A 26,828-nucleotide genomic window follows, 5' to 3' on the forward strand; every position below is an offset into this window, starting at 1 on the left:
TGGGGTTAGTGCTTTTACAGGTGAAAATAACGTAATTATTTTTCATGCTTAAAAGAAACAATATTGTGATATGGTTTTACTGACAATGTCATCGGCAGATGCGCTATCTTTACAGGTCGCGAGGAGATCGTTCAATAAACCTTGTGCCTATTGTGCTACTTAAACTAAGGATAGTACATCACGACAAATGCGATTACTCAACAACAAGAGTCATGATTAATAATGATCCCGCGTATATCTGAAGCACCACATCTTAGTCAGTTAGCCATACAATTTCTGCACGAGTTACAACAGCAAGGTTTTACTGGTGATACTGGCACCAGCTATGCTGAGCGTTTGTCTATGGCAACGGATAACAGCATTTACCAACTATTACCTCACGCAGTTATATTTCCACGTTCAAGTGCTGACGTGCAAATTATTACGCGCGTAGCAGGGCAAGATAAATACCGCGAACTCAGCTTCACTCCACGGGGAGGTGGTACGGGCACAAATGGGCAGTCACTCACCGAAGGTATTGTGGTGGATATGTCCCGTTATATGAATCGAATTTTAGAAATTAACCCAGAGCAAGGATGGGTAAAGGTTGAAGCGGGGGTTATTAAAGACCAGCTTAACCAGTTTCTAAAACCGTATGGGTATTTCTTCTCCCCAGAATTATCAACGAGTAACCGTGCAACACTGGGTGGCATGATTAACACTGATGCATCTGGGCAGGGCTCATTGGTGTATGGCAAAACGTCAGATCACGTTTTGGGAGTTAAAGCGATGGTTTTAGGGGGCGCCTGCCTAGATACCCGAGCTATGCCTATCGAACTCGCCCAAACGATTGCGTTAGAGGATTCAGTAGAAGGTCGAATTTATAAAACCGTACTTGAGCGTTGTTTAGAGCAACGTCCGTTAATCGAAGAAAAATTCCCAAAATTAAACCGATTTTTAACGGGCTATGACCTACGTCATGTCTTTAGTGATGACCTTACCCAGTTTGACTTAACTCGTATTTTAACAGGTTCTGAGGGATCTCTGGCGTTTATTACCGAAGCCACATTAGATATTACGCCGTTACCGAAAGTACGTCGCTTAGTGAACGTTAAATATGATTCGTTTGAATCTGCGCTACGTAATGCACCATTTATGGTACAAGCACAGGCACTATCAGTGGAAACAGTTGATTCCAAAGTGCTCAATTTAGCGAAAGAAGATATCGTCTGGCACTCAGTAAAATCACTAATCACAGATGTCCCGAATAAAGAGATGTTAGGGCTGAACATTGTTGAGTTTAGTGGTGATGATGCGAATGAAATTAATCATTTGACCGATAGCTTATGCCAACGTCTTGATGAACTGATGGCAAACAACCAGGCTGGAGTGATTGGTTATCAGGTCTGCCATGACCTGGATGATATTACACGTATCTATAATATGCGCAAAAAAGCAGTGGGATTACTGGGTAATAGTAAAGGCGCAGCAAAACCGATCCCTTTTGTTGAGGATACTTGTGTACCACCAGAACACCTTGCGGATTATATTGCCGAGTTTAGGGCTCTGTTGGATAGCCATAAATTGAATTATGGCATGTTTGGTCACGTCGATGCCGGTGTGCTACATGTTCGTCCTGCATTAGACATGTGCGACCCTCAACAAGAAATATTGATGAAGCAAATTTCTGATGAGATCGTTGCGTTAACTGCAAAATATGGCGGGTTACTGTGGGGGGAGCACGGTAAAGGCTTTAGGGCACAATATAGCCCTGAGTTCTTTGGCGAGGTGCTATATGGTGAACTGCGCAATATAAAAGCGGCTTTTGATCCCGATAACCGTTTGAATCCAGGTAAAATATGCCCACCTGCAGGTATCGATGCCCCAATGAAGCAAGTCGATGCGGTGAAACGAGGTACTTTTGATCGTCAAATTCCAATTCAAATACGCCAAGAATTTCGGGGAGCTATGGATTGTAATGGTAATGGGCTATGTTTTAACTTTGATGTGAAAAGCCCAATGTGCCCATCAATGAAAATCAGTGGTCAGCGGGTTCATTCACCGAAAGGTCGCGCCACGTTAGTCCGTGAATGGCTACGCCTATTGGCAGAGCAAGGCGTAACACCAGAACAGATTGATAAAGGTGTCAAAAGCGATTCTCCATCGCTGCGTGGGCTAATTGAAAAAACGCGTAATTCATGGCGTGCTAAACAGGGGGACTATGATTTCTCCCATGAAGTAAAAGCCTCCATGTCAGGTTGCTTAGCCTGTAAAGCGTGCTCCACTCAATGCCCAATTAAAATTGATGTGCCATCTTTCCGTGCAAAATTCCTTGCTCTTTACCATAGTCGCTATTTGCGACCTGTGCGTGACCATATTGTGGCGAATGTGGAAGTGAGTGCACCATTGCTGTCAAAGGCACCAGGTGTGTTTAACTTCTTTTTACGCCAAACATTGGTGCAAAAGCTTAGTGAGCGCACCATTGGTATGGTGGATTTGCCGCTGTTTTCACAACCGACGTTGAAGCAAGAGTTATCGGGTCATGCCGCAACATCAATGACGTTGGAGCAACTTGAGGGAATGTCAGCGAGCCAACGTGAAAAACATGTGTTAGTCGTGCAAGATCCGTTCACCAGTTATTATGATGCGAAAGTGGTCGTTGACTTTGTTCGGCTGATTGACAAATTGGGTTATAAGCCTGTCTTATTGCCGTTTTCACCGAATGGCAAAGCGCAGCATATTAAAGGTTTTTTAAGTCGCTTTGCAAAAACCGCACGTAAAACATCGGAGTTTTTAAATCGGGTTGCTAAGCTGAAATTGCCTATGGTCGGGGTCGATCCTGCGCTGGTACTATGTTATCGCGATGAATATCATGAAATATTGGGCGAGCAGCAGTGCCAATTTACGGTGATGCTAGCTCATGAATGGCTAATTTCATTACCGGCGCAAACAGAGACGAGTGGAGCGGATGAGCAGCCTTGGTATTTCTTTGGTCACTGTACAGAATCCACCGCATTGCCTAATAGTGCTAATCAGTGGGCGGCATTATTTACGCGTTATGGACGCAAGCTCATCAATGTTAGCGTGGGTTGTTGCGGTATGGCGGGTACTTATGGTCATGAAGTTGCGAACCTCGAAAACTCAAAAGGTATTTATAATTTGTCGTGGAAACCTGCGATAGAAAAATTACCCTTAGAGCGTTGTTTAAGCTCGGGATATTCCTGCCGTAGCCAAGTAAAACGAATGGAAAAAACGGCAATTAAACACCCAATTCAAGCCTTACTGGAGATTGTTTCATGATTTGGAAGCGTCAATTTAACTTACAACAAATGGCAGCAATGGCTGAAGGCTGTATGTTAGGTCACTTGGGGATTGAAATCACTGGCTTTGGTGATGATTACCTTGAAGGGACGATGCCGGTAGATCACCGTACTAAGCAGCCCTTTGGGTTATTACACGGTGGAGCATCCGTGGTATTAGCGGAATCTTTAGGTTCCATTGCCGGTTATCTTTGCAGTGAAGGTGAGCAGCGAGTGGTTGGTTTGGAAATTAATGCTAACCATGTTCGTGCCGCTCGGGAAGGTATAGTGAGAGGTGTCTGCAAACCGATTCATTTAGGACGTCGTCAGCAGGTGTGGAATATCGAAATTTTTAACGAGAAAGGGCAGCTGTGTTGTACCTCTCGTTTAACCACCGCAATTTTGTTTGAATAATCAGCAATTTCGCCTGATAGATACCCTCAGTTTATTTGAGGGTATCATCCATTTATTTGTCTTTCATATCAAAACTTTATAACCTATCTGAATTATTTATTTTTACTCAATTAATTTCGTCCTATATCAAATATTACTTTATTAATTTGTGTCATTTTTATGTACTCAATAATACATAATAAATATCATCATAATCTAAAATTATTGCTTAATAATTAATTGGTTAGACTTTCTCTTGTGTGGAAATGGCATCAATAATGCCCTCTAATCGCTATAACCTCTTAAAACAAGTGGTTGAAGTCATATGGGTTATCATTACCATGTCATATAGAGAAAAAATATCTGATAACAGGCTGAAAAACCATAAGAAAAGTGAGGTCAATATGACTGATGGTGTAGAAACATTTTCACTCGATGAAAATTCATGGCAGGGCGTCAGCCTAACCCCGAATGCCGCTAAACAGATTAATAAATTGGTTCTTCAAACACCGAATAGCAAGGGACTGTCGCTTGGCGTCAAACAGTCAGGATGTGCGGGTTTTGGATATGTCTTCGAGATGATTGAAAATCCAACCGATGACCACTTGCTGTTTGAACTCGATGGTGCACACCTGTATGTACCAAAACAAGCTATGCCATTTATTGATGGCACCGTAGTGGATTATGTCCAAGAAGGACTTAACCATATTTTTAAATTTAATAACCCGAAAGCTCAGCATGCCTGTGGGTGTGGTGAAAGCTTCGGCGTTTAACTTGTGAAGCTAGATTATGTCTCAGAGCAATGTAGAAGTTGGCGAAGATGTTCAAAGCTGGCTTGATGAAAAACGTTATAAAGAAGGCTTTTTTACCCAAGTTGCCACCGATGAGATGGCTAAAGGGCTCAATGAAGGTGTCGTTCGCGCCATTTCTGCTAAACGTAATGAACCTGAATGGATGTTGCAGTTCCGTCTAGATGCATTCAATCATTGGAAAGGAATGGAAGAGCCGCATTGGCTAAAAGCACATTATCCAAACTTAGATTATCAAGATTATAGTTATTATTCAGCACCTTCCTGTGGGTCGTGTGATGATACCTGCGGTTCACAATCAGGGGCGACGCAATCAACGGGTACGGCTGAAGAGGCAAATTACCTGACGAGCGAAGTTGAAGATGCCTTCAACCAACTCGGTGTCCCTGTTCGTGAAGGAAGCAAAGTCGCCGTGGATGCGATATTTGACTCTGTTTCTGTATCAACAACCTACCGCGGTGATTTGGCCAAACACGGGATTATTTTTTGCTCGTTCAGTGAAGCTATTCAAGAATACCCAGAACTCGTCCAAAAATATTTAGGTAGCGTAGTCTCGAGCCACGATAATTTCTTTGCCGCACTGAATGCCGCAGTGGCATCAGATGGAACGTTTGTTTATATCCCGAAAGGGGTTCGCTGCCCGATGGAATTATCAACGTACTTCCGTATTAATGCGGCAAAAACAGGGCAATTTGAGCGTACCATCTTAATCGCAGATGAAGGCAGCTATGTGAGCTATATCGAAGGCTGTTCAGCGCCTGTGCGCGATAGCTATCAGTTACATGCAGCCGTAGTCGAAGTGATTATCCATAAAGATGCTGAAGTCAAATATTCGACGGTGCAGAACTGGTTCTCTGGTGGCGATAGCGAAACTGGGGGGATCCTCAATTTCGTGACTAAGCGAGCCCTGTGCGAAGGTGAAAATTCCAAAATGTCGTGGACCCAATCCGAAACAGGCTCTGCGATTACCTGGAAATACCCGAGTGTGATCTTAAAAGGGGATAACTCGGTAGGCGAATTTTTCTCTGTCGCGCTGACCAACGGTAATCAGCAAGCGGATACAGGGACCAAGATGATCCATATTGGTAAAAATACTCGCTCAACCATTATCTCGAAGGGAATTTCGGCAGGTAAAAGCCAAAATAGCTATCGTGGTTTAGTCAAAATTCTTCCTAGCGCCCATAACGCTCGTAACTTTACCCAGTGTGATTCGATGCTCATAGGTACTCAATGTGGTGCGCATACCTTCCCGTATGTGGAAGTGAAGAACAATACGGCACAATTGGAGCATGAAGCGACAACCTCCCGTATTGGGGAAGACCAGCTATTTTATTGCTTGCAACGTGGGATCAGCGAAGATGATGCTATCTCAATGATTGTTAACGGTTTCTGTAAAGATGTTTTCTCAGAACTGCCATTAGAGTTTGCCGTTGAGGCACAAAAATTATTGGCTATCAGCTTAGAACATAGTGTGGGCTGATCCTAACCGAGTTTAGTTGCGCTTAAGCGCCAAAGGCATGTTGATATGTTAAGTATTAAAGATTTGCATGTAAGTGTAGAAGGTAATGAAATCTTAAAAGGCTTATCTCTGGAAATTAAACCAGGGGAAGTTCACGCTATTATGGGACCAAATGGTTCGGGTAAGAGTACGTTATCCGCGACCTTAGCGGGACGCGAAGATTATCAAGTTGATAGCGGTGAAGTGACGTTCAATGGTAAGGATTTATTAGCGTTAGATCCAGAAGAGCGGGCTGGTGAAGGTATTTTTCTTGCATTCCAATACCCAGTTGAAATTCCAGGCGTCAGTAACCAGTTTTTTCTGCAAACTTCAGTGAATGCAGTTCGTGAATACCGCCAACAAGAGCCTCTAGACCGTTTTGATTTTCAAGATTTTATTGAAGATAAAATCGAATTATTAGATATGCCCCAAGACCTGTTAACACGTTCTGTGAACGTGGGTTTCTCGGGTGGCGAGAAAAAACGTAATGATATTTTACAGATGGCGGCATTAGAGCCGAAGTTATGTATCTTGGACGAAACTGACTCTGGTCTAGATATCGATGCGTTAAAGATTGTCTCTAATGGGGTGAACTCTCTGCGCACACCTGAGCGTTCGTTTATCATCGTGACGCACTATCAACGCATTTTAGATTACGTAAAACCCGATTTTGTGCATGTCCTTTATCAAGGAAAAATTATTAAATCAGGTGATTTCAGTTTAGCGAAAAAACTGGAGGAGCAAGGCTATGGCTGGCTTATTGACCAACAGTGAAAGAACTGAAAAGCGGGCTGCCGTTGATGCATTAAATCAACAGGCAATGCGCCGTTTTGAAACGCTATATGAGCAGGGGGCAGGTGGAAAATCTCAGCATGCTCAAACTCATTGGAGCCTTGCTAAGCATGTAGGGCTACCAGCGTTTCGTCATGAAGATTGGCACTATACGCCGCTTAATAGCGTGTTAAATACCCAATATCGTTTTAGTTCGCCCAACCAGCAGGTACAACTGAGTGAAGCTCTTGCGTTACCTATCGATGCGTATCGCATTGTGCTGGTGGATGGTCGGTATAATGCGGAACTGAGCTCGGTGGATACAGGGGAATTTCAAGTTTCACTACTTGATAGCCAAGATTGGTTGCCAGACGCAGTGAGCAGCGAGATTTTCTTGCATCTCACGGAATGTTTAGCGGTTCAGCCGCTGATTATTCAGCTTGCTGCCAATAAAGTGGCAGCTAAGCCGCTTTATTTATTGAATATTTCCAGTAGTAGCCATGATCCAGAAGCGATGAACATGAGCCAGTATCGTTATCATCTTACGCTGGGAAATAATAGCCAATCTCACGTCATTGAACATTTTGTTAGCTTAGATGATCAACCGCATCTCACTGGCGGGCGTTTGACTGTTGAAGTAGGGGATAATGTTCAATTTACCCATTTCAAGCTCATGACAGAGAACGCTTCGGCTCAGCATTTTGCTCATAATGACATTATCGTAGGTCGCGATAGCGTAGTGAAAAGCAGTAGCTTTTTATTGGGTGCTGGACTGACTCGTCATCATACGAGTAGCCGTCTTGAAGGTGAAAATACGGAATTTGAGTTAAATAGTTTGCTGTTACCACAAGGCAATGAAATTGCGGATACGCGCAGTTATCTTGAGCACAATGCAGGTTATTGCTCAAGCCATCAATTGCACAAAGTCATTGCTATGGATAGCAGTAAAGCGGTATTTAACGGCATGATCAAAGTTGCGCCGAATGCACTAAAAACAGATGGGCAAATGACGAACAACACCTTATTACTGGGTGAAAAAGCGGAAATCGATACGAAACCGCAACTTGAAATTTATGCCGATGATGTGAAATGTGGACACGGTGCGACAGTCGGGCGTATTGATGACGAGCAGCTCTTTTATTTGCGCTCTAGAGGAATTGATAGCCAAGCTGCGAAACAGATGATTATTAACGCATTTGCCGCCGAGTTAACGGAATCTATTGCTATTGATGGGCTGAAACAGGCAGTAATGTTGAGTATTCACCAGCGATTAGCAGAGGTGTAAACCGATGGCCTTTGATGTTGAAACAGTGAGGCAGGATTTTCCTGCCTTAGCGCAATCAGTAAATAACCATCCACTGGTATATCTGGATAGCGCAGCCAGCGCCCAGAAACCGTTATCCGTTGTGGATACTGAAAGCCAATTTACGTTGCACGAATATGCCGCGGTTCATCGTGGCGTACATACGCTGAGCGCAAATGCGACTACGCGAGTCGAAAATGTACGACAAAAAGCCGCTGATTTTTTGCATGCCACATCCCCTGAAGAGATTGTGTTTGTTAAAGGCACGACAGAAGGAATTAATCTCGTTGCGAATAGCTTCGGGCGTGAGTTTATCCAGCAAGGTGACAATATTATTATCACTGAAATGGAACACCATGCGAATATCGTCCCATGGTTTATGCTGGCAGAAGAACGTGGATTTGAAGTCCGTATTTTGCCGATTGTTGAAGATGGTACACTGGATACTGCTCAACTAACACAACTGATTGATGCGCGGACTAAATTATTCAGCTTTACCCATATTTCCAATGTGTTGGGTACGGTTAACCCAGTGAAGGCATTGATTTCACATGCGCGCGAAATTGCCAGCCAATATGGAAATCCCCTCGCTATTGTCGTGGATGGCGCGCAAGGGGCTATGCATCAAACAGTGGATGTTCAAGCGCTGGATTGTGACTTTTATGTTTGCTCTGGGCACAAGCTGTATGGACCAACGGGGATTGGGATTTTATACGGCAAAAAGGCATGGTTAGAAAAAATGCCGCCTTGGGAAGGAGGCGGAGCGATGATCCGCCAAGTTAGCCTCACAAAAGGGATTACATTTGCAGATATTCCTTGGCGATTCGAAGCCGGAACCCCGAACATTAGTGGTATCGTTGGTTTAGGGGCTGCTTTGGATTATCTCAATGGTTTGGGACTTAGCGACGTTTTTGAATATGAAAAACAGCTGATGCAATATGCCACAGAGTTGCTGAAGCAAGTACCTTCCCTTCGATTATATGGGAATGATCAACGAGAAGGGGTGATCGCCTTTAATTTAGGTGAGCATCACGCCTATGATGTTGGCGCATTTCTTGATAGATATGGGATTGCTATTCGTACAGGGCACCATTGTGCGATGCCGTTAATGGAGCACTATCAGGTTCCAGCTATGTGTCGAGCGTCTATAGGCATTTATACGACAAAGCAAGAGATTGATGCTTTGTATAATGCGTTGTTGCGGATTAAACAATTACTCGGCTAAAACAGGCTTTATATAAAGACAAGTCGTATTTAGCAATGGACAGTAAAGGAAATATTATGTCGGCGTTACCCGATGAAACTAAGCTATTACGCAATTTCGCCCGTTGCCAAGATTGGGAAGAGCGCTATTTGTATATGATTGAGCTGGGTGGGCGACTCCCTGAATTATCTGAAGCTCAAAGAGTGGATGCTAATTTGATTGCAGGTTGCCAAAGCCAAGTATGGATTGATATGCAAAAGCAACCGGACGGTTATGTGGCTCTTGCGGGAGACAGTGATGCAGCAATTGTTAAAGGTCTAGTCGCGATTGTGATTATCCTTTTTCAAGGGAAAACACCCGAGCAAATTCTTGCCGTGGATGTGAAGCGGTTTTTCCAACAATTAGCGCTTGAACAGCATCTTACACCTTCGCGTACGCAAGGTTTAAATGGCATGATCAAGTCGATTTTGACGCGAGCCAGCCAACTAATTTAATGCCTCAGTGGGAAATCTTCAGAATTTCCCACATTTTTCTTTTATTCCTCTTATTCTTATACTAGAACTTATAGTTAAGTAACTTACTGTATTCTATTGTTAAATTAACAATGTCTTACGGTAGCTATCGCTTATTCTAATGATTAGCTGGCTAAAATATTTATTAAGTATTAAAGATATTCGAGATAGTTGCTATTATGAGCGATATTGTTTGAATTTTGTAATGAATCTTATTTTCCTTGGAGTAGGTATGAAAAGAGTTTTGACGGCGGTAAGTTTGTTTGTCATGAGTGCGGTGCTGGCACCAGCACAGGCTAAAGATTATCCATTACCCAATAACAATACGCGCCTAATCGGGGAAAATATCACGTATGTGGTGCCTAACGATGGGCGCCCACTGGAAGCAATTGCAAGTGACTACCAAATTGGTTTACTGGCAATGTTAGAAGCAAATCCTGGCACCGACCCTTATTTGCCTGAAGTGGGTAAGCCACTGATTATTCCAGCGCAGATGTTATTACCTTCAACGCCGCGTACAGGCATTGTGATCAACTTAGCGGAACTTCGTCTCTATTACTATCCAGAAAATAGCCGTAAAGTGGTTGTGTATCCAATTGGAATTGGCCAACTAGGACGTGATACCCCTGAAATGGTCACATCCATTAGCCAGCTGATTAAAGACCCAACATGGACACCGACAACCAATATTCGTAAGCATTATGCGCAACAAGGTATAACGTTGCCTGCGGTAGTACCAGCTGGACCTGAAAACCCAATGGGGCTGTATGCGCTGCGTCTGTCTTATGGTCGAGGTGAATACCTGATCCACGGTACTAATGCTAATTTTGGTATTGGTATGCGAGTGAGTTCTGGCTGTATTCGTTTACGCCCTGATGATATCAAGGCGTTGTTCACGAATGTGCCAAAAGGTACCCGAGTTCAAGTTATTGATCAGCCTGTTAAGTATTCGAAAGAGCCGGATGGTAGTTACTATATTGAAGTGCATCAGCCGTTGTCTCGTAAAGACAGTGATAACCCACAAACGATGCCAATTAAGCTGACAGACGATTTCCAAGCGTTTTTAGCGAATCCAGGGGTTGATAAAGCGAAGGTTCAAGCAGAGCTATCTAGACGCTCAGGGCTTCCTGTAAAAGTGAATGTTGGCGAAAACTCGGAAACGATGGGACGCGATTATCAGCAATTAAAACCGATTGCACCATTTACGATCACTCAACCTCAACCTGTGTTTGAAGGGGAAGTGAAGTCATCTATTCCTGCCAAATATCAGTCATTTAAAAGTTAATGACTACCTATCTTGAGCGAGAGTCGACGTAAAAAATAAGGGCCTATAAAATAGGCCCTCAATAATAATTCAGCTGTTAAGCTTTTCTAGATAACATCAAGTCGAACTTATTTTTTGTAAGTACGTACTTGGTTGTCCAGACGTTGGTTTGCACGAGCTGCTTCTTCTTGTGCAGTTTGTACATCAGAACGCAGAGACTGAACGTCATTGCTCAGCTGGTCAACTTTACCGTTCAGAGTTTGCACGTCTGAAGAGAGCTTTTGCACTTCAGTGCTGTTAGAACAACCCGCCAGTAATGCTGAAGCTAATACGATAGAGCCCAGTACAATTTTAGTACGAATCATTATTTTACCCTCTAGATTGATTTATCTTGAAAATATAAAAGCAAGCAACCAAAAAATAGACTTAAGAGCGTTATCTTAAAGCTACCTCTATCCCTTTAAAACAACCTAATGTAAATTAGGGTATGGTACTTACTAAGTCTTATGCTAGTACGTAATTCAAAGTTTTGCTAGAAATACTTTATATTTAACAGGGTGAAAACGAATAAAAATTTCAATTAAGGGATTGTTAGTTTGAAATTTGAGCGAATGGTTATCGTTTTATGATTAATTTTGTAAATGATTTGTAATTGAGATTTGCGTGAATTAGATTTTCGAAGATCATAACGTAACTTATTGAAATTATATTTCGCACGAATCACTAAATTCCAGTTATGTTAGCGAATAAAAAACCCTACTGCGGTGAAGCAATAGGGTTATTGTCATTCTTACTAAGGCTAAATGATTACAGAACGTGCACTGATGACGTATTCGTTGTACCGCTTTGTACTAATGCACCAGAGACCATAACCACTGCATCACCGGATACAGCTAAACCACTTTCCAGTGCAGCACGTTTACCTTCGCGATAGAAATCATCGGTTGATTCAAATGGGCCCACGATCATCGGAATAACGCCTTTAACTAACAGTAACTGACGTGCAGTTTCTTCATTCGTTGTTAGAGCTAGAATTGGCGCGGTAGGGAAGTATTTGCGTACAGATTTCGCTGATTTACCACCGTAAGTCGCTACAACGATTAATGGTACATCCAGTTTTTCTGACATTTCAACGGCACCACGACAAACCGCTTCAGTGACACGTAAACGCTGAGTTGGTTTTTGGTTTTCAATGCGAGTAGGCATTACGCGGTCAGTACGCTCACAAATTGTTGCCATGATGGTCACAGCTTCAACTGGGTATTTACCTTTCGCGCTTTCCCCTGACAACATAACTGCATCAGTACCATCTAAGATAGCATTCGCAACGTCACCTGCTTCTGCGCGGGTAGGGCGTGGGTTTTTGATCATTGAATCTAGCATTTGCGTTGCAGTAATAACCACTTTACGAGCATTAACGCATTTTTCAATCATCATTTTTTGGGCGAAAATAACTTCTTCAACTGGGATTTCAACCCCTAAGTCACCGCGTGCAACCATGATGCCGTCAGAGGCTTCAAGGATTTCGTCGAAATTGTTTAAACCTTCTTGGTTCTCAATCTTAGAGATAATTTGAATATTCTCGCCACCGTGTTTTTTCAGATGAGCACGAATTTCTTCAACGTCTGAACGTTTACGGATAAATGAAGCAGCAACAAAATCAACACCTTGTTGGCAGCCAAAAATGAGATCTTCTTTATCTTTTTCTGCCAGAGCGGGTAAACCGATAGAAACACCCGGTAAGTTAACGCCTTTTTTCTCACCAAGGTCGCCATTGTTTAATACTTGGCAAACGACTTCTGTGTCAGTGATATTGGTGACAGTCATACCAATTAAGCCATCATCGACTAAAACGGTATCACCGACTTTTAAATCTTTAGTTAAGCCAGGGTAAGTAACAGCAACACGCTCTTGGTTACCGATGACGGAAGTATCTGTTGTGAAAGAGAAGGTTTGACCTGCAACGAGAGAAACGTCATTGCCGCCTTCTAATTTCATGGTGCGGATTTCTGGACCTTTAGTGTCCAGCAGAATAGCTGCTTGTTTACCGGTTTTTGCACAGACAGAGCGGAGGTTATTGATACGTTGACCATGTTCTTCATAGTCGCCGTGGGAGAAGTTAAGGCGCATGACATTCATGCCTGCATCCAGTAACTGGGTTAATTTCTCTTCTGATTCGGTTTTTGGTCCGATGGTACAAACAATTTTGGTTTTTTTCATGGCAGTCTATCTAATGGTTATAAAGGAAATCGGTATTGCCGCCGATGCTTAATGCGCAAGATAGTCTATGTTGCGCAACTCATTTATAAGAATAGGCGACAGTCTGGTATTCAAAATCTATTTATTGGAAAAGCGTCAATTTTTGATTCTTAGTATAGTGTAGATGACATTTTTCATTAAAGCTAACATGCTGATTTGTCTTTGTTGAAACCTTTCAGCTCGTAGGGGTATTATAAACAACATCAAACTGTGAGACAAATCAAATTTTACTAAATTTGATTCAGAAGTAATTAAGATCAAACAACCGCGAGATTTTCAATTGAATGTGGGTTGCGCAACAAAATAAGGGAAAACAAAATCACAATCAAGACAAATATGATATTTGAAAAAAGTATGTTTAATCAGGATAAATAGAGGTTCGGAGTCATTATTGATTTGGATAATTAGAATGGTGCGTCCGAGTAGACTCGAACTACCGACCCCCACCATGTCAAGGTGGTGCTCTAACCAACTGAGCTACGGACGCACTGAATTTGATGCTTTGTTTGCCGATGATGACAAATTTAAATGGTGCGTCCGAGTAGACTCGAACTACCGACCCCCACCATGTCAAGGTGGTGCTCTAACCAACTGAGCTACGGACGCACTGAAATGATGCTTGATTTGTCGCTGATGGCAATTTAAATGGTGCGTCCGAGTAGACTCGAACTACCGACCCCCACCATGTCAAGGTGGTGCTCTAACCAACTGAGCTACGGACGCATACAATCATTACTGCTTTAACGACGGGGACGAATATTAACGTTCTGTCGTCAATCTGGCAAGGGGAAAATGTAATTTTGCGAGAGTTTGCTCGTATTTAAAACTATTCGCAAAAAAACAGAGTCTCCCTTGCCATAAAACGCTGAAAATTACGTCAATTATCGAGTTGAACGTAATAGAACAACACTATCCGACTGGCGATGGATCCACAAAATACGTGTTGCCATACCAATGGCTGCTGCGGTTAAGCCAATAATAAATCCTAGCCAAAAACCTTTTGGTCCCATAGGGTCAGTCACTAAATCTGTTAATGCCAGAATATAGCCTGACGGTAAGCCTAAAATCCAATACGCAGTAAAGGTGATAAAGAAGATTGAGCGAGTATCTTTATAACCGCGAAGTACCCCAGCGCCAATAACTTGCACAGAATCTGAAAGCTGATAAATCGCTGCGTATAGCATTAAGCTAGAGGCAAGAACAACAACCTCTGGATTCTTGTTATACATCATAGCGATAGGCTCGCGGAATGAGCTGGTAAAGATCGCCGTTAAACACGCTAAAGATAGCCCGACCGCAAGCCCTGTATAAGAAGACACTTTTGCGGCCTCTGTAGACTGGCGTCCTAAGTTATAGCCAACACGAATAGTGACGGCGATCCCCATCGATAGTGGGAACATAAACATCACGGAGCTGAAATTAAGAGCCACTTGATGACCTGCAACAGCAACAACACCTAGAGGAGCAACCAGTAGGGCAACAACAGCAAACAATGTGACTTCAAAGAACAGTGCTAAACCAATCGGCGCTCCGAGTACGATAATGCGCTTTAAAATATCTGGATTTGGCGTTGCTAATGTTTGTGCTGGACGGATATCTCGCTGATTTGGCGCATGTTTAACATACCATCTCATCATTAAGCACATCGCCCAGTACACCGTTGCAGTTGCAACACCACAACCGACGCCACCTAAGGCTGGTGCGCCAAAATGGCCATAAATAAAGATATAGTTAACGGGAATATTCACCATCAAGCCAAGAAAGCCGATAACCATCCCCGGTTTGGTTTTCGATAAACCTTCACATTGGCTACGATAGACTTGATAGAAAAGATAACCAGGCGCTCCCCACATAATCGCGTGGAGGAAACGTACCGATTTATCCGCTAACTCTTCATCGATATGAGGCATGTTACTGATAATCAGTTTGCTGTTGTATAGCAATAACATGACACTGATACCTAAAATGAATGCCAGCCATAATCCTTGCTGAACTTGGTCACCAATTAAATTCCGACGACCAGAGCCGTTCATTTGAGCAATAATTGGCGTGAGAGCCATGAGAATGCCTTGCCCTAATAAGATAGCAGGCAACCAAATAGAAAAACCAACAGCCACAGCTGACATCTCAATTTCACTAACACTTCCAGCCATAATGGTGTCCACAAACCCCATTGCAGTTTGGGAGAATTGGGCGAAGAAGATAGGGATTCCGAGAGCCAACAAGCTACGCGCTTCTGTAATATATTTCTGCACGCATACACCTTCACAATAAGTTTCGAATTAAAAAAAGAAAAAGAGGAATGAAAATTCTATGATTCACTAAAAAATCAGATAGTTAATGCTAACCCCTTATTCTATCTCTTTTATGTACTCAATCCAACATTGTTATAGTTAAGAATAATAAAACAGCATATTAGTATAGAAATGGTTTAAATATTTTGTGATGACAGCATGAATATAACCACTCAAATAAGATAGATCTCTGAAAATTCTTAGGTAAACTGAGTTCATTAATTCACAGCACTGAGAGTCATTATGTTTACAGGCATTGTTCAAGGAACCGCTCCAATTATTGCAATCACGGAAAGAGCTAATTTCCGTACTCATGTCATGAAATTCACGCCAGAATTATTAGTGGGTTTAGAAACAGGCGCATCGGTAGCACACAATGGTTGCTGCTTAACCGTGACTAAAATTGAAGGTGAAAATGTTAGCTTTGATTTAATCAAAGAGACGTTACGCTTAACAAATTTGGGTGAATTAAAAGAAGGGGACGTGGTTAATATCGAGCGTGCGGCTAAATATGGTGATGAAATTGGTGGTCATGTCGTTTCGGGTCATATCGTGACCACGGCTGAAATTAGTAAAATTTTCACTTCGGAAGATAATCATCAAATTTGGCTATCTATCTATGATAAAGCACTGATGAAATATATTTTGCACAAAGGCTTTGTCGCGATTGATGGTATCAGTTTAACGGTTGGTGATGTGATCAATAATCGTTTTTGCGTACATTTAATTCCCGAAACGCTGGCAAGAACAACGCTTGGAAGCAAACGTCTGGGGGATAAGGTCAATATTGAGATTGATCCACAAACCCAAGCAATCGTTGATACCGTTGAGCGTGTTTTGCATCAAAAAGAACAAGAAAAATTATTGACACAAAAGCAAGCTGCAGAAGACTTAGCAGAAAGTGAGAAACCTTCCGCTTAGTTTCTCATTTGGTGAGGCTATAGCTCATCATTGAGCTATAGCTTATTTAATCGATGATGTTAAATTCACTCGAATTTTCTATTATTTTTCACTAAAGTTGACGGAAAAAATTGCATTATCACGCTCAATAGCTTCGACTAATTGTTTGAAATGTGAGCTTTTTTGATACATTTCTAATGCGTGTGCATTTTCCCACTCTTCAAAAACAATATAACCATTCTCTTTTGCCATCAGATCATACTGCAAACATCCTTTTTCCATCCGGCTGCGTTTGGCAATTTCACTAACGATTTTTTTCGTTAAATACCCATCCTTTTTTTCGGTAGTGATTTGGGCATATACAACAATACTCATACCGTTCTCCTTATATACTCGGAACTATCTTAATGGAGACTTTGTTTTTGTATTGTAAAAAAGCGAATAATTTGACTTTAAAAATGCCGATGGCGTCATAGTAAAGTAACGCTTAAAATCCCGATAAAAGTGGGATTGATCATAATAACCCGTTTCAAACCACCGGTAGGTATCTTGTTCTTTAACCATACTTTTCATGACGTGTTCTAAGCGGCAATTGATTTGATAACGTTTTGGTGTAATTCCAAATTCTTTTAAAAACTCCTTTTGAACTAAGCGTGCACTGTAGCCTATTTCATCGGCAATTTCGGTGATTTTTTTATTTGGATTACGATAAAGGGAATCAAGTACGTGATCGATAAAATGGGCTTTCTTAGTCTCCTTGGTAACATAGAAACATTCATTTAGCTCCTTAAACGAGGAGTTAGCTAATGATTTAAACCAGTTATTGCTCCAAACTTGGCTAAGAGGGGTTGGCGTGTCTGTATAATTTAATGTGCGTAGTGGAAGTAAAAAACGCAATGCGTCATGGCGAATACGTAAGACCATCACACTGGCATTATTAGGGATGGCAGTAAAGATATTGATTCTGGGAATGACTAATTGAAAGGGATTAACGGATGTATGCTCATGGGTCGATATGCTGATATTTTCCGTCGAAACCCAGATTTCAGCGCCGGTACCCGGAAATATTTTAATCGCATCAGTAAATTTCTTGATGATCAAAATGGAACTCACAAATTCTTTTAATTCATCAGGAGGATAATACTGTTTCAGCATGGTTCTTCAAAACGTCATAATTGAATGTGCTAATAATAGCGTGTTATAAGTAAAAATTAACTCTATAAATTACGTATTCATCAAAATAAAAAAATCAGCCACGTGACTCATGATGGTAACGTGGCTGATTTCTAATACGGTGAAGTATAAGTTTAATTAATCATGCTGGTATTCAGTATGCTTAATTGCCTCATTTGATTTAGTGGCACAGCGCTGCATAAAGTAGCCAATAATCATTGGGATAACAGTAAATGCCATCACTCCCGTAGTGGAAAGTAATGGATCAAAAGAGAGTGTAGACACTAATAAGCTGGCTAAGAAACACAACCCTAACTGTAAAGCATTTTGTAACGCAGCGGCTTTACCACTGGCTGATGGGAATGTGTTGAGTGCTTTTGCAACGGCAATAGGGTACGAAGCTCCGTTCATTGCAGCCATAAAGCAGAATGGAATCAAGATCATCGTCAATGTTGGCTGCATGTAGATTGCCATTATAAATAGAATAATCATGCTGATGGCATAACCTGCTAATAATAATGGGAATAAAGTTTCAGCACGAACTTTAGCTAACACAAAACGGCAGCCATAACCCCCAACGATGAAGGCTAACGTTTGAGGTATATAACTTAAACCGATGTCAGCAGGGTTAAAGCCCATATTACGTAAAATAAATGGGGAACCTGTTAACCAGGCAAAGAAACCTGCACTACATGCGGCATAAATCATGACGTTGCCGCTGAAAACGGGGGATCTTAGCAGGGTAATAAAAGAAATTTTTGCTTGAGCTTTTTCTTCATCAACAGTAATTTTTGGGGCAACTTTCTTTAAACATAATGTGGGTAACAGCAATAAAACGCCAACCAACATCAGTACAATAAAAATAAATTCCCAGTTTCTGTGTTCAAGTACCCATGCGCCTAACAATGGTGCTAAGGCAGGAGAGAGTGCAACCAGCGGCATAATAGAGGCAAACACTTTTTGGGTATCGGCTTCGTTATAGCGATCGATAACCAATGCTTGCCATAAAACAGCGGCAGCACAGACGCCAACGGCTTGTAAGAATCGTAATATTAATAACTGAGTTGCGTCAGTAACCCAGATCATCCCTAAGCAACTCACAATAAATAAGGCAAGCCCGGCAATAAGGATAGGTTTACGACCTAATTTATCGGAAAGAGGCCCCCACAAAAGCTGAGCAAAAGCGAAGCCAGCTAAAAAGATACTTAATGATGCGCTGATCGCACCTTCAGTGGTGTTTAATGCGGTTTGCATTGAACCAAAGGCAGGCAGATACATATCGATGGCTAAAAACCCCAGCATGCTTAAGCCGGCAAGGTAAATCAAAAATCCAGAGGAGTTTTTTGTCGCAGTATTTGTCATAGTTTTTACTTAATCTATATTTGAAATAATGTTAACGGTTATCTTATTGTATAGGCTATTTTTTTACGTTGTGAAACGGTAATATTTGGACTCTGCTATCAAATTATTTGAAGGGAAAGAAAATGTGGTCAGCTCATGCACTTGAAGTCATAGACGCAGTGGCTCGAACGGGAAGTTTTAGTGGTGCCGCAGATGAGCTGCATCGAGTCCCTTCAGCGATCAGCTATACAGTGAAACAAATCGAGGAATGGTTGGCAGTACCACTATTTGAGCGGCGTCACCGCGATGTAGTGTTGACTGAAGCGGGCGTTATCTTTATTAAAGAGAGCCGAAGTGTTATCAAAAAAATGATTGATACCCGCCATCAGTGTCAGCAAGTCGCAAATGGGTGGCGTGGGCAGTTCAGTATTGCGGTTGATTGTATTGTGAAACCACAGCGTACTGAGCAGTTGATTTTAGACTTTTATCGCCATTTTCCTGATATTGAGCTCTATATACACCCTGAAGTTTTTAATGGTGTCTGGGATGCTTTAGCGGATGGCAGAGTGGATGTGGCAATTGGTGCAACTCGTGCCTCACCCATTGGTGAGCGTTATAGTTTTCGTGATATGGGGTTTATGTCATGGCGCTGTGTGGCAAGCCCTGAACACCCATTAGCAAAAATCCAAGGTAAACTGACGGATGACCAAATGCGAGAGTATCCGAGTTTATGTCTTGAAGATACCTCTCGAAGCTTACCTAAGCGAGACACGTGGGCATTGGATAACCAGCGCCGCTTAGTTGTGCCTTATTGGGAAAGTGGTTTGGCATGTTTAGCGAATGGTCTCTGCGTTGGAATGGTGCCAGAACATCGAGCCGCACCCTTGTGTGCAGAAGGGAAATTAGTTGAATTGGAGCTAGCGCAGCCTTTCCCTGAAAGTCCATGTTGCTTAACATGGGTTGAAAACAATACATCTCCGGCGTTGAGTTGGCTTCTGGACTATCTTGGTGATAGTGAAACGCTCAACGCGGAGTGGTTTGCTAGCTAAATTATAGTGATATGGTTAACGACGATAATCAATAAATGGACCATCTGCCACGGAACGGCGTTCAACTAAACGTGGATGAACTTCAATCGTTTGTGCATCTTCACGTTTATTCACGATACGATCAAGCAACATCGCAAATGCCATTTGACCTAAGCGCTCTTTTGGCTGGTGAATGGTAGTCAAAGCTGGGGTGAAGTAACGAGCGTTACGCACGTTATCATAACCAATAATGGAAATATCTTGAGGAACGCGCAGTCCCATCTCATCAGCAGCACAAATTGCCCCCATCGCCATAATATCACCACCACAAAAGACAGCTGTAGGGCGGTGCTTGTTACTGAGGATTTGCATCATCGCTTTATAACCGGATTCTGGCTCGAAATCCCCCTGAACAATCCACTCATCTTTCAGGGTGACTTTGGCTTCTTCCATGGCTTTTTTAAAACCAGTTAAACGTCCAATCCCCGTATTTCTTTCGAGAGACCCCGGGATCACGCCAATTTCCCGATGACCGCGATCAATAAGGTAACGACCGGCTAAATAACCACCGTGGAAAGAGTTATCAATAATACTATCAGTAAAGTCGCCGCGAGAAGTTCCCCAATCCATTACCACCATTGGAATATTGCGGTAATCTTCCAACATGCCAATTAGGGTATCGGGGTATTCTGAGCACATGACAAGTAGACCATCGACTCGTTTTTGCGCCAGCATTTGCAGGTAGGCTTTTTGCTTACCTAAGTTATTGTGAGAATTACATAAAATTAAAGTGTAGCCTTTCTCATAGCAACTATTTTCGACAGATTCGATGACTTCTGCAAAATAGGGCGCTTCACTTGATGTCGCCAGTAGACCAATTGATTTGGTGTGATTGACTTTTAAACTACGAGCAACCGCACTTGGAGAATAATTGAGCTCTTTGATGGCGGCCCAAACGGCCGTTTTTGTATCATCAGCGACAAAACGCGTCTTGTTGATAACATGGGAGACGGTTGTGGTGGAGACGCCTGCACGCTTCGCCACATCTTTAATTGTTGCCATGAGAAGAAAAAACTCCTAACCAAAACTTGGTCTCTAAAATAATTCTAGTTAAATAATTACCTGCATATTGATGTATAGTCTCTTTGCTGGCAATAATTTAGCGATTTGTTATCGATTTTGTCTGATCTAGCGCAAAAACGAAAGAAATAATTGATGTTATAACATGTGATATAGACACTGGTTTTACGTTTTTGTGCATGTATACTGAAATAACCTTTTTATTTTATGGTTATTTGATAATTCAATTTCTCGATATGAGAGGGTCTCATGGATACAGATTTAAAATATGGATTACTAGCGGCATTTGGCTCTTTAGCTGTAATTATTTTGTTTGTTGTGCACATTTTCTGATTTCATTTCCATCCTTACTATTTAGGATGAGAAATAATTAAGGGCGAGTATTGTACTCGCCCTTAGTCATTTTAGATCTGAACTAAAATTAAGCCAGATTTTCTTCAACAAATTTCCAGTTAACCAGCGCCCAGAAATTTTCTAAGTATTTTGGACGCGCGTTACGGTAATCGATGTAGTAAGCGTGTTCCCAGATATCAACAGTCAGAACGGGCTTGTCGTCACCAGAGATTGGTGTTGCTGCGTTAGAGGTGTTGACGATAGCGAGGCTACCATCTGCTTTTTTCACTAACCAAGTCCAACCTGCACCGAAGTTTTTAACTGCGGCATCAGTGAATTGCTCTTTGAACTGAGCGAATGAACCGAATGCTTTGTTGATAGCTTCAGCAACTTTACCTGTTGGTTCTCCACCTGCATTTGGTGCTAAGCAGTGCCAGTAGAAAGTGTGGTTCCAAACTTGAGCCGCGTTATTGAATACGCCAGCGTCAGAAGTTTTGATGATTTCTTCTAAAGACAGACCTTCAAATTTGGTACCTTTGATCAGGTTGTTCAGGTTAACAACATATGTGTTGTGGTGCTTACCATAGTGATATTCTAAGGTTTCAGCAGAGATATGCGGTTCTAAAGCATCTTTAGCATAAGGTAGAGCTGGTAATTCAAAAGACATTGCGTACTCCTTGATTGCTTTTATTCAGTGTTTAGGGTGTTTGCTCGTAAAATGAGCGAAATTAAGCGTGTATCTATTTGTTAATCTACTTCTATTATAGTGACGGGAAACGATTATCAGCTACCACGTCATCGAATCAGTTATTTGTTTATCATAACAGAATACAGGCTACTGTAAGAAAAAACCTGCTACATGATGCTATTTATGTCTTAATTGTTAGTAAGTTGCATAATATCACTCTCACCCTGATCGTGATTATCATGGATAAGCGGAGAAATGCATCAAGTGTTATTAATTTGCTAATATATTAACAAATAACTCCTATGATTACACGGCAAAAACGCCAACAGCAAATTTTTTATAGCAAAAAGAAAACGTTGCTATTTGTTCTTCACCTTTTGAGTACCGCAAATAGGAGTGCTATAGTATTCACCTTATAAAACTGGCATATTGTATGAAACAATCACGGAACAATTTGCGATGTTTTGACAATGCCGGCATTACACCGGTCAATCTGTTCTGTCTAATGAGTTATCTTGGAAATGGTTCTGAGGAATGATTTAAAGTGACTCACCTGACTACAAAATCAGCACCCACGTTTTAGGATATAAAATGACAACAATCGAAAAAATTGAGCGCCAAGTTAAAGAAAACCCAATTTTATTATATATGAAAGGCTCTCCAAAACTGCCTAGCTGCGGATTTTCTGCTCAAGCTGTTCAAGCACTGTCTTCTTGCGGTGAACGCTTTGCTTACGTCGACATTCTACAAAATCCAGATATCCGCGCAGAGCTGCCAAAATATGCTAACTGGCCAACATTCCCACAATTATGGGTAGATGGCGAGTTAGTTGGTGGTTGTGACATTATCGTTGAAATGTTCCAGCGTGGCGAGTTACAAACATTGATTAAAGAAACTGCGGACAAATACCGTCCAGCAGATGAAACCATTACTGAGTAATCAAATGGTTATGTGGGCCTTTGAGCTTACAACATATTGATAGAAAACCGTATTAGCATAAAAACTAATACGGTTTTTTTGTATTTCTGGCGGGAATAAAGGGCGTTATTGAGGTTCGCTAGGAAGCGGCCATCCGCCAAGTTTTTTCCATTTATTCACTAACTCGCAGAATAACAGTGCGGTACGATTAGTATCATACAAGGCGCCATGAGCTTGTTTTCCATCAAATGGAATACCCGCTGTGACACATGCTTTTGCGAGGATAGTTTGCCCAAAAACTAAACCACTCAGTGCTGCCGTATCGAATGTTGCAAAAGGATGGAAAGGGTTACGCTTTAACCCAGAGCGTTCAGCTGCATTCATGACAAAACTGTGGTCAAAATTAGCATTGTGCGCCACCATAATTGCTCGATTACAATCTGTGTTTTTCATGCCTTTTCGGATTGTTTTAAAAATGGCATGCAATGCGTCATATTCACTCACTGCCCCACGTAATGGGTTGGTTGGATCGATACCTGTAAATTCAAGAGCCGAGGGTTCCAAATTCGCCCCCTCAAAAGGTTCTACATGAAAATGCAGCGTTTCATCAATGGCGAGCCAGCCATCTTTATCCATCTTAAGTGTAATGGCGGCTATCTCAAGCAGGCCATCAGTTTTAGGGTTGAACCCACCAGTTTCAACATCAATAACAACAGGGTAGTAACCCCGAAATCGGTTAACCAGTGAGTTAGGATTATTTTTTTCAGACATTAGGCTTTCAATTTACAGTTTCTGGTTGGCTTCATTATGCCAAAGGGAATTCATTTTTGCAGGTAGATACTGAAGAAATTTCGGGGGATGATATCCTCCCCCGAAATTTTAAATTCATGAAGAGGATTAATTACCTAATCCTTTACTTGCACTTTTATTCTCAATGAGCTCGATTTTATATCCATCAGGATCTTCAACAAATGCGATAACGGTGGTGCCGCCTTTGACAGGACCTGCTTCACGAGTCACATTTCCACCTGCATGACGGATGTCTTCACATGTTTTAGCAACATCATCAACTCCGAGTGCAATGTGACCATATGCATTGCCTAAATCATATTCTGTTACGCCCCAATTATAAGTTAGTTCGATAACAGCACCTTCGCTTTCATCACTGTAGCCTACGAATGCTAAGGAATATTTATATTCTTCATTTTCGCTCGTACGCAGTAGGCGCATGCCTAATACTTTAGTATAAAAATCAATGGAGCGTTGCATGTCGGTGACACGGAGCATGGTATGTAGTAAGCGCATAATAAAAGTCTCCCAATAAATTCGTACGCAGTGATGCTTAAAGTCGAATCAATTTATTAATATAACGCGTGGATATGGCTAAATACAGCGATTGTGGTTTATTTTTTAGCCATATCATGGTTATACTCAATTCGAGGGAGTATATCATAATTTTATGTTTATATTACGGGTGGTTAACGATGGCTGAACAACTTGAGTTTTTTGACATTCCAAGCCCTTGTCGTGGGATATGTCAAACCAATGAGCAAGGGTATTGCCGAGGTTGCTATCGTACTCGAGATGAACGTTTCGGGTGGTTGCAATTAACCAATGCTCAGAAACGTCATGTGATTCGTTTATGCCGTCAACGACTATTAAGAGCAAATAGTAAGAAAGTGGCCCAAGAAGAAAATAATGATCCACAGCAGTCATTGTTTTAGTGGGTTAATTATTTCACTACTAATTAGTAGGTTGTAAATCATTAAAGTACGAATTGATAAATTAACATTAATTTCATTGGTTATCTTTCAATAAAATTTTATTTATTCAAAATGATGATGGTATTTATGCAAATCCACTGTAAATGACATAATTTTAAGAATAACTATATTCTTTTGTTTTTAAAGGATTTATTTGCTATTGCATTTTTTATTGTTAGCTGTAATTACTATAAGGGTTAAAATAGATAGATTCGAAAGAAGAGTAAGGCTATTCTTATTAATAAGATAATTGATAGGTTATCTTATTAAGTGATTGGATTGTTTTTACATGAAAGTACATGGAAGAAAATAAAGGATATATCACGCAATAAATTATTGATACTCACTATATATAGGTATTTATTAGGTATTGAGTCAATAAAAGGTTGTCAATATAAAAGGGAATTAATATATAATTTAAAAAATAATATGTATTAGGTATATTTTTTAGACATTATAATTATATACAGGAGGGTAAATTGGAATCACAAATTGGAACTGAATTATCTCGCGTAGTACGTATGTGGCGAGCATTAATTGACTACCGTCTAAAGCCACTGAAGTTAACGCAAACACATTGGGTAACATTACATAACATTAGTCAGTTACCTCCAGAACAATCACAGATTCAGCTGGCAAAAGCCATTGGGATTGAGCAACCGTCATTGGTTCGGACGCTAGATCAATTGGAAGAGAAAAAGCTAATTTCTCGCCATACTTGTGCTAACGATCGACGAGCCAAAAGAATCAAATTAACTGAGGAATCAGAGCCTTTTATCAAAACTGTGGATCAAGTGATTAATAATACGCGTACAGAAATTCTGAGTAATATTAGCCATGATGAGCTAGGGCAGTTATCTCTATTGTTGTTAAAGTTGGAAAAAAATATCCTACGATTACAGAATGATTCATAGCTTAATAATTGTTTATTCATGAATGAAATGTAATCGAAAATATATTGAACTAATAAATATAGCCACTATTCACGTAATATGTATTTTGATTTTATCTAATGCATGATTTTTTACGTGAGGCGGCTTTATATTTTGCTACTTTTAGATATAAAGTTTTGGACGCTGTAGATAAGGCTGAACAGTAAAGGATAGTGTGAAAATATCATATTTTCCTTTCATTAAAATAATATCAATTTAAATTATTTCATCTATGAAGTATGGGGATGTAAAGACGAATCAAAATAAATTTAAAATGAAGCATACAAAAAAATTCAGTAAAATAATTTAGCATTGTTAATAACACTAAATTTTATTAACAGCCATGAGATTAAAATTAAATCACTAAAACTTGTTAACAGAAAATGCGTTCACCGAATCATGGGAGGTGAACGCATTTTATTTTAATTTGAATCAACTTAACGAGGTGAAACTGTGACTGTGCTTCCGCTGTTTGCAATCATGACACGTTGACCAACACGGAAAGCAGTTGGATCTTGTTTTTGAACAACAACAATATTTTTACCGCTGTCTAAACGAATTTCCAGTTGAACACCTTGGCTTTTATTTAAAGCGCCTTGAGCCTGTTGACCTGCTAAACCGCCGGCAATTGCGCCAGCTGCGGTTGCCAGCGTTTTGCCTGTACCACCACCAACAGTATTACCTAATAGACCACCAATTACAGCACCACCAATAGCACCAATAACGTTACCATCTTCACCCGCTTGGATAGTAACAGGGCGCGCATTCAGGACTGTACCATAAGTAACGGTTTGCACTTGTTTAGCATCTTGAGCTGAAATAGTATCACCAGAAAGCGTACTCGTATTGACACAGCCAGATAATGCAACAACCGCAGCAACACCTACAAAAACTTTCTTAAGCATAATAACTCCTATGAGACTTGCTGTTTGTGGCAGTAACGTAGCATTGAATATTTGTTCTTACCATAAGCGCAATAACATCAAAAATTTATTTTAGATAACAGAGCCTAGATTACTAATCTTGAATTAAATAATGCATCAACACTAGGTAAAATGTCTCAAATTCCACCTAAAATCCCAATTTA

General features: G+C 41.1%; 26 protein-coding genes and 3 tRNA genes. 15 read left to right on the forward strand and 14 right to left on the reverse strand.

What is annotated here, in order from left to right:
- Window positions 1–222: 222 nt before the first annotated feature.
- From ydiJ to PR795_RS04465, 9 genes are all read left to right on the forward strand, one after another.
- Entirely contained in the window at window positions 223–3,279 is a 3,057-nt protein-coding gene (gene ydiJ, locus PR795_RS04425) for a D-2-hydroxyglutarate dehydrogenase YdiJ (RefSeq protein WP_272516691.1), read from the forward strand.
- Window positions 3,276–3,692: a 1,4-dihydroxy-2-naphthoyl-CoA hydrolase gene (gene menI / locus PR795_RS04430; RefSeq protein WP_006660093.1), complete on the forward strand. Its 417-nt coding sequence runs from the start codon at window positions 3,276–3,278 to the stop codon at window positions 3,690–3,692. The genes ydiJ and menI overlap by 4 nt, the downstream gene beginning before the upstream one ends.
- A gap of 383 nt (window positions 3,693–4,075) precedes the next feature.
- Complete coding sequence (sufA, locus tag PR795_RS04435) at window positions 4,076–4,444, forward strand: Fe-S cluster assembly scaffold SufA (RefSeq protein ID WP_036962289.1); 369 nt, start codon at window positions 4,076–4,078, stop codon at window positions 4,442–4,444.
- A 16-nt stretch (window positions 4,445–4,460) separates the two neighbouring features.
- Window positions 4,461–5,960, forward strand: a complete 1,500-nt coding sequence (sufB, locus tag PR795_RS04440) for a Fe-S cluster assembly protein SufB (protein WP_154633657.1) — start codon at window positions 4,461–4,463, stop codon at window positions 5,958–5,960.
- 45 nt (window positions 5,961–6,005) lie between these two features.
- Window positions 6,006–6,752: a Fe-S cluster assembly ATPase SufC gene (sufC, locus tag PR795_RS04445; protein ID WP_112860188.1), complete on the forward strand. Its 747-nt coding sequence runs from the start codon at window positions 6,006–6,008 to the stop codon at window positions 6,750–6,752.
- Window positions 6,727–8,034 carry a Fe-S cluster assembly protein SufD gene (gene sufD / locus PR795_RS04450; protein WP_006660089.1) on the forward strand — a complete coding sequence of 436 codons (1,308 nt, stop codon included), beginning with the start codon at window positions 6,727–6,729 and terminating at the stop codon, window positions 8,032–8,034. Before sufC ends, sufD begins: the two co-directional genes overlap by 26 nt.
- A gap of 4 nt (window positions 8,035–8,038) precedes the next feature.
- Window positions 8,039–9,277, forward strand: a complete 1,239-nt coding sequence (gene sufS, locus PR795_RS04455) for a cysteine desulfurase SufS (RefSeq protein WP_181480794.1) — start codon at window positions 8,039–8,041, stop codon at window positions 9,275–9,277.
- Between the two features lie 56 nt (window positions 9,278–9,333).
- Window positions 9,334–9,750 (forward strand): cysteine desulfuration protein SufE, encoded by a 417-nt coding sequence (gene sufE / locus PR795_RS04460; RefSeq protein WP_181480795.1) that lies wholly within the window; start codon window positions 9,334–9,336, stop codon window positions 9,748–9,750.
- 250 nt (window positions 9,751–10,000) lie between these two features.
- Window positions 10,001–11,053, forward strand: coding sequence for a L,D-transpeptidase family protein (locus PR795_RS04465; protein WP_036962165.1), 1,053 nt, complete (start codon window positions 10,001–10,003; stop codon window positions 11,051–11,053).
- A 107-nt stretch (window positions 11,054–11,160) separates the two neighbouring features.
- Here the strand turns inward: PR795_RS04465 and PR795_RS04470 are convergent, their stop codons facing one another.
- From PR795_RS04470 to PR795_RS04495, 6 genes are all read right to left on the reverse strand, one after another.
- Complete coding sequence (locus PR795_RS04470; protein WP_004263789.1) at window positions 11,161–11,397, reverse strand: major outer membrane lipoprotein; 237 nt, start codon at window positions 11,395–11,397, stop codon at window positions 11,161–11,163.
- Between the two features lie 442 nt (window positions 11,398–11,839).
- The gene (gene pykF / locus PR795_RS04475; protein WP_006660085.1) at window positions 11,840–13,252 is read right to left on the reverse strand and encodes a pyruvate kinase PykF; all 1,413 of its coding nucleotides are present in this window, start codon (window positions 13,250–13,252) and stop codon (window positions 11,840–11,842) included.
- Window positions 13,253–13,701: 449 nt separating this feature from the next.
- Window positions 13,702–13,778, reverse strand: a tRNA-Val gene (locus PR795_RS04480).
- Window positions 13,779–13,820: 42 nt separating this feature from the next.
- Window positions 13,821–13,897, reverse strand: a tRNA-Val gene (locus PR795_RS04485).
- Window positions 13,898–13,937: 40 nt separating this feature from the next.
- Window positions 13,938–14,014, reverse strand: a tRNA-Val gene (locus PR795_RS04490).
- 158 nt (window positions 14,015–14,172) lie between these two features.
- On the reverse strand, window positions 14,173–15,546 hold the full coding sequence (locus PR795_RS04495; RefSeq protein WP_006660084.1) for an MATE family efflux transporter: 1,374 nt from the start codon (window positions 15,544–15,546) through the stop codon (window positions 14,173–14,175).
- A 282-nt stretch (window positions 15,547–15,828) separates the two neighbouring features.
- On the opposite strand from PR795_RS04495, the gene PR795_RS04500 reads away from it, so the two are divergent.
- Window positions 15,829–16,506, forward strand: a complete 678-nt coding sequence (locus PR795_RS04500; protein WP_006660083.1) for a riboflavin synthase — start codon at window positions 15,829–15,831, stop codon at window positions 16,504–16,506.
- Between the two features lie 81 nt (window positions 16,507–16,587).
- Here the strand turns inward: PR795_RS04500 and PR795_RS04505 are convergent, their stop codons facing one another.
- The 3 genes from PR795_RS04505 to punC form a co-directional block, all read right to left on the reverse strand.
- Window positions 16,588–16,860 (reverse strand): putative quinol monooxygenase, encoded by a 273-nt coding sequence (locus tag PR795_RS04505; RefSeq protein ID WP_006660082.1) that lies wholly within the window; start codon window positions 16,858–16,860, stop codon window positions 16,588–16,590.
- A 24-nt stretch (window positions 16,861–16,884) separates the two neighbouring features.
- Window positions 16,885–17,640 carry a helix-turn-helix transcriptional regulator gene (locus PR795_RS04510; RefSeq protein WP_181480796.1) on the reverse strand — a complete coding sequence of 252 codons (756 nt, stop codon included), beginning with the start codon at window positions 17,638–17,640 and terminating at the stop codon, window positions 16,885–16,887.
- Between the two features lie 156 nt (window positions 17,641–17,796).
- Window positions 17,797–19,020: a purine nucleoside transporter PunC gene (gene punC / locus PR795_RS04515; protein WP_181480797.1), complete on the reverse strand. Its 1,224-nt coding sequence runs from the start codon at window positions 19,018–19,020 to the stop codon at window positions 17,797–17,799.
- Between the two features lie 122 nt (window positions 19,021–19,142).
- On the opposite strand from punC, the gene punR reads away from it, so the two are divergent.
- Window positions 19,143–20,048 (forward strand): DNA-binding transcriptional activator PunR, encoded by a 906-nt coding sequence (gene punR, locus PR795_RS04520; protein WP_006661936.1) that lies wholly within the window; start codon window positions 19,143–19,145, stop codon window positions 20,046–20,048.
- Window positions 20,049–20,063: 15 nt separating this feature from the next.
- Here the strand turns inward: punR and purR are convergent, their stop codons facing one another.
- Window positions 20,064–21,089 carry an HTH-type transcriptional repressor PurR gene (gene purR, locus PR795_RS04525; RefSeq protein WP_006660078.1) on the reverse strand — a complete coding sequence of 342 codons (1,026 nt, stop codon included), beginning with the start codon at window positions 21,087–21,089 and terminating at the stop codon, window positions 20,064–20,066.
- 267 nt (window positions 21,090–21,356) lie between these two features.
- Between purR and cydH the strand changes: the two genes are divergently transcribed.
- Window positions 21,357–21,440, forward strand: a complete 84-nt coding sequence (cydH, locus tag PR795_RS18085; protein ID WP_112860191.1) for a cytochrome bd-I oxidase subunit CydH — start codon at window positions 21,357–21,359, stop codon at window positions 21,438–21,440.
- An 88-nt stretch (window positions 21,441–21,528) separates the two neighbouring features.
- On the opposite strand, the gene sodB is transcribed toward cydH, so the two are convergent.
- Window positions 21,529–22,107, reverse strand: coding sequence for a superoxide dismutase [Fe] (gene sodB / locus PR795_RS04530; protein WP_006660077.1), 579 nt, complete (start codon window positions 22,105–22,107; stop codon window positions 21,529–21,531).
- A 612-nt stretch (window positions 22,108–22,719) separates the two neighbouring features.
- Between sodB and PR795_RS04535 the strand changes: the two genes are divergently transcribed.
- Window positions 22,720–23,067: a Grx4 family monothiol glutaredoxin gene (locus PR795_RS04535; RefSeq protein WP_006660076.1), complete on the forward strand. Its 348-nt coding sequence runs from the start codon at window positions 22,720–22,722 to the stop codon at window positions 23,065–23,067.
- Window positions 23,068–23,172: 105 nt separating this feature from the next.
- Here the strand turns inward: PR795_RS04535 and rnt are convergent, their stop codons facing one another.
- On the reverse strand, window positions 23,173–23,817 hold the full coding sequence (rnt, locus tag PR795_RS04540; protein WP_006660075.1) for a ribonuclease T: 645 nt from the start codon (window positions 23,815–23,817) through the stop codon (window positions 23,173–23,175).
- 126 nt (window positions 23,818–23,943) lie between these two features.
- Window positions 23,944–24,351, reverse strand: a complete 408-nt coding sequence (gene gloA, locus PR795_RS04545; RefSeq protein WP_006661934.1) for a lactoylglutathione lyase — start codon at window positions 24,349–24,351, stop codon at window positions 23,944–23,946.
- Between the two features lie 179 nt (window positions 24,352–24,530).
- Here gloA and PR795_RS04550 point away from each other — a divergent pair, with 179 nt between their 5' ends.
- Together PR795_RS04550 and slyA are read left to right on the forward strand one after the other, a co-directional pair.
- Window positions 24,531–24,770 carry a DUF1289 domain-containing protein gene (locus PR795_RS04550; protein ID WP_006661933.1) on the forward strand — a complete coding sequence of 80 codons (240 nt, stop codon included), beginning with the start codon at window positions 24,531–24,533 and terminating at the stop codon, window positions 24,768–24,770.
- Window positions 24,771–25,288: 518 nt separating this feature from the next.
- Window positions 25,289–25,723: a transcriptional regulator SlyA gene (gene slyA, locus PR795_RS04555; protein WP_006661932.1), complete on the forward strand. Its 435-nt coding sequence runs from the start codon at window positions 25,289–25,291 to the stop codon at window positions 25,721–25,723.
- 455 nt (window positions 25,724–26,178) lie between these two features.
- Here slyA and PR795_RS04560 read toward each other — a convergent pair whose 3' ends face one another.
- Window positions 26,179–26,646, reverse strand: coding sequence for a glycine zipper 2TM domain-containing protein (locus PR795_RS04560; protein WP_006661931.1), 468 nt, complete (start codon window positions 26,644–26,646; stop codon window positions 26,179–26,181).
- Between the last annotated feature and the right edge of the window lie 182 nt (window positions 26,647–26,828).

Source organism: Providencia sp. PROV209, from assembly GCF_028479485.1.
GTDB classification, from domain to species: domain Bacteria; phylum Pseudomonadota; class Gammaproteobacteria; order Enterobacterales; family Enterobacteriaceae; genus Providencia; species Providencia alcalifaciens.

What these genes read in the sequence shown, in the direction of transcription:
- pykF (WP_006660085.1), bottom strand. Translation starts at nt 13,252, where the DNA reads ATGAAAAAAACCAAAATTGTTTGTACCATCGGACCAAAAACCGAATCA.
- PR795_RS04505 (WP_006660082.1), bottom strand. Translation starts at nt 16,860, where the DNA reads ATGAGTATTGTTGTATATGCCCAAATCACTACCGAAAAAAAGGATGGG.
- PR795_RS04535 (WP_006660076.1), top strand. Translation starts at nt 22,720, where the DNA reads ATGACAACAATCGAAAAAATTGAGCGCCAAGTTAAAGAAAACCCAATT.
- gloA (WP_006661934.1), bottom strand. Translation starts at nt 24,351, where the DNA reads ATGCGCTTACTACATACCATGCTCCGTGTCACCGACATGCAACGCTCC.
- PR795_RS04500 (WP_006660083.1), top strand. Translation starts at nt 15,829, where the DNA reads ATGTTTACAGGCATTGTTCAAGGAACCGCTCCAATTATTGCAATCACG.
- sufA (WP_036962289.1), top strand. Translation starts at nt 4,076, where the DNA reads ATGACTGATGGTGTAGAAACATTTTCACTCGATGAAAATTCATGGCAG.
- sufC (WP_112860188.1), top strand. Translation starts at nt 6,006, where the DNA reads ATGTTAAGTATTAAAGATTTGCATGTAAGTGTAGAAGGTAATGAAATC.
- PR795_RS04465 (WP_036962165.1), top strand. Translation starts at nt 10,001, where the DNA reads ATGAAAAGAGTTTTGACGGCGGTAAGTTTGTTTGTCATGAGTGCGGTG.
- punR (WP_006661936.1), top strand. Translation starts at nt 19,143, where the DNA reads ATGTGGTCAGCTCATGCACTTGAAGTCATAGACGCAGTGGCTCGAACG.
- rnt (WP_006660075.1), bottom strand. Translation starts at nt 23,817, where the DNA reads ATGTCTGAAAAAAATAATCCTAACTCACTGGTTAACCGATTTCGGGGT.
- PR795_RS04550 (WP_006661933.1), top strand. Translation starts at nt 24,531, where the DNA reads ATGGCTGAACAACTTGAGTTTTTTGACATTCCAAGCCCTTGTCGTGGG.
- sufS (WP_181480794.1), top strand. Translation starts at nt 8,039, where the DNA reads ATGGCCTTTGATGTTGAAACAGTGAGGCAGGATTTTCCTGCCTTAGCG.
- ydiJ (WP_272516691.1), top strand. Translation starts at nt 223, where the DNA reads ATGATCCCGCGTATATCTGAAGCACCACATCTTAGTCAGTTAGCCATA.
- cydH (WP_112860191.1), top strand. Translation starts at nt 21,357, where the DNA reads ATGGATACAGATTTAAAATATGGATTACTAGCGGCATTTGGCTCTTTA.
- sufB (WP_154633657.1), top strand. Translation starts at nt 4,461, where the DNA reads ATGTCTCAGAGCAATGTAGAAGTTGGCGAAGATGTTCAAAGCTGGCTT.
- sodB (WP_006660077.1), bottom strand. Translation starts at nt 22,107, where the DNA reads ATGTCTTTTGAATTACCAGCTCTACCTTATGCTAAAGATGCTTTAGAA.
- PR795_RS04470 (WP_004263789.1), bottom strand. Translation starts at nt 11,397, where the DNA reads ATGATTCGTACTAAAATTGTACTGGGCTCTATCGTATTAGCTTCAGCA.
- PR795_RS04510 (WP_181480796.1), bottom strand. Translation starts at nt 17,640, where the DNA reads ATGCTGAAACAGTATTATCCTCCTGATGAATTAAAAGAATTTGTGAGT.
- PR795_RS04560 (WP_006661931.1), bottom strand. Translation starts at nt 26,646, where the DNA reads ATGCTTAAGAAAGTTTTTGTAGGTGTTGCTGCGGTTGTTGCATTATCT.
- sufD (WP_006660089.1), top strand. Translation starts at nt 6,727, where the DNA reads ATGGCTGGCTTATTGACCAACAGTGAAAGAACTGAAAAGCGGGCTGCC.
- punC (WP_181480797.1), bottom strand. Translation starts at nt 19,020, where the DNA reads ATGACAAATACTGCGACAAAAAACTCCTCTGGATTTTTGATTTACCTT.
- sufE (WP_181480795.1), top strand. Translation starts at nt 9,334, where the DNA reads ATGTCGGCGTTACCCGATGAAACTAAGCTATTACGCAATTTCGCCCGT.
- purR (WP_006660078.1), bottom strand. Translation starts at nt 21,089, where the DNA reads ATGGCAACAATTAAAGATGTGGCGAAGCGTGCAGGCGTCTCCACCACA.
- menI (WP_006660093.1), top strand. Translation starts at nt 3,276, where the DNA reads ATGATTTGGAAGCGTCAATTTAACTTACAACAAATGGCAGCAATGGCT.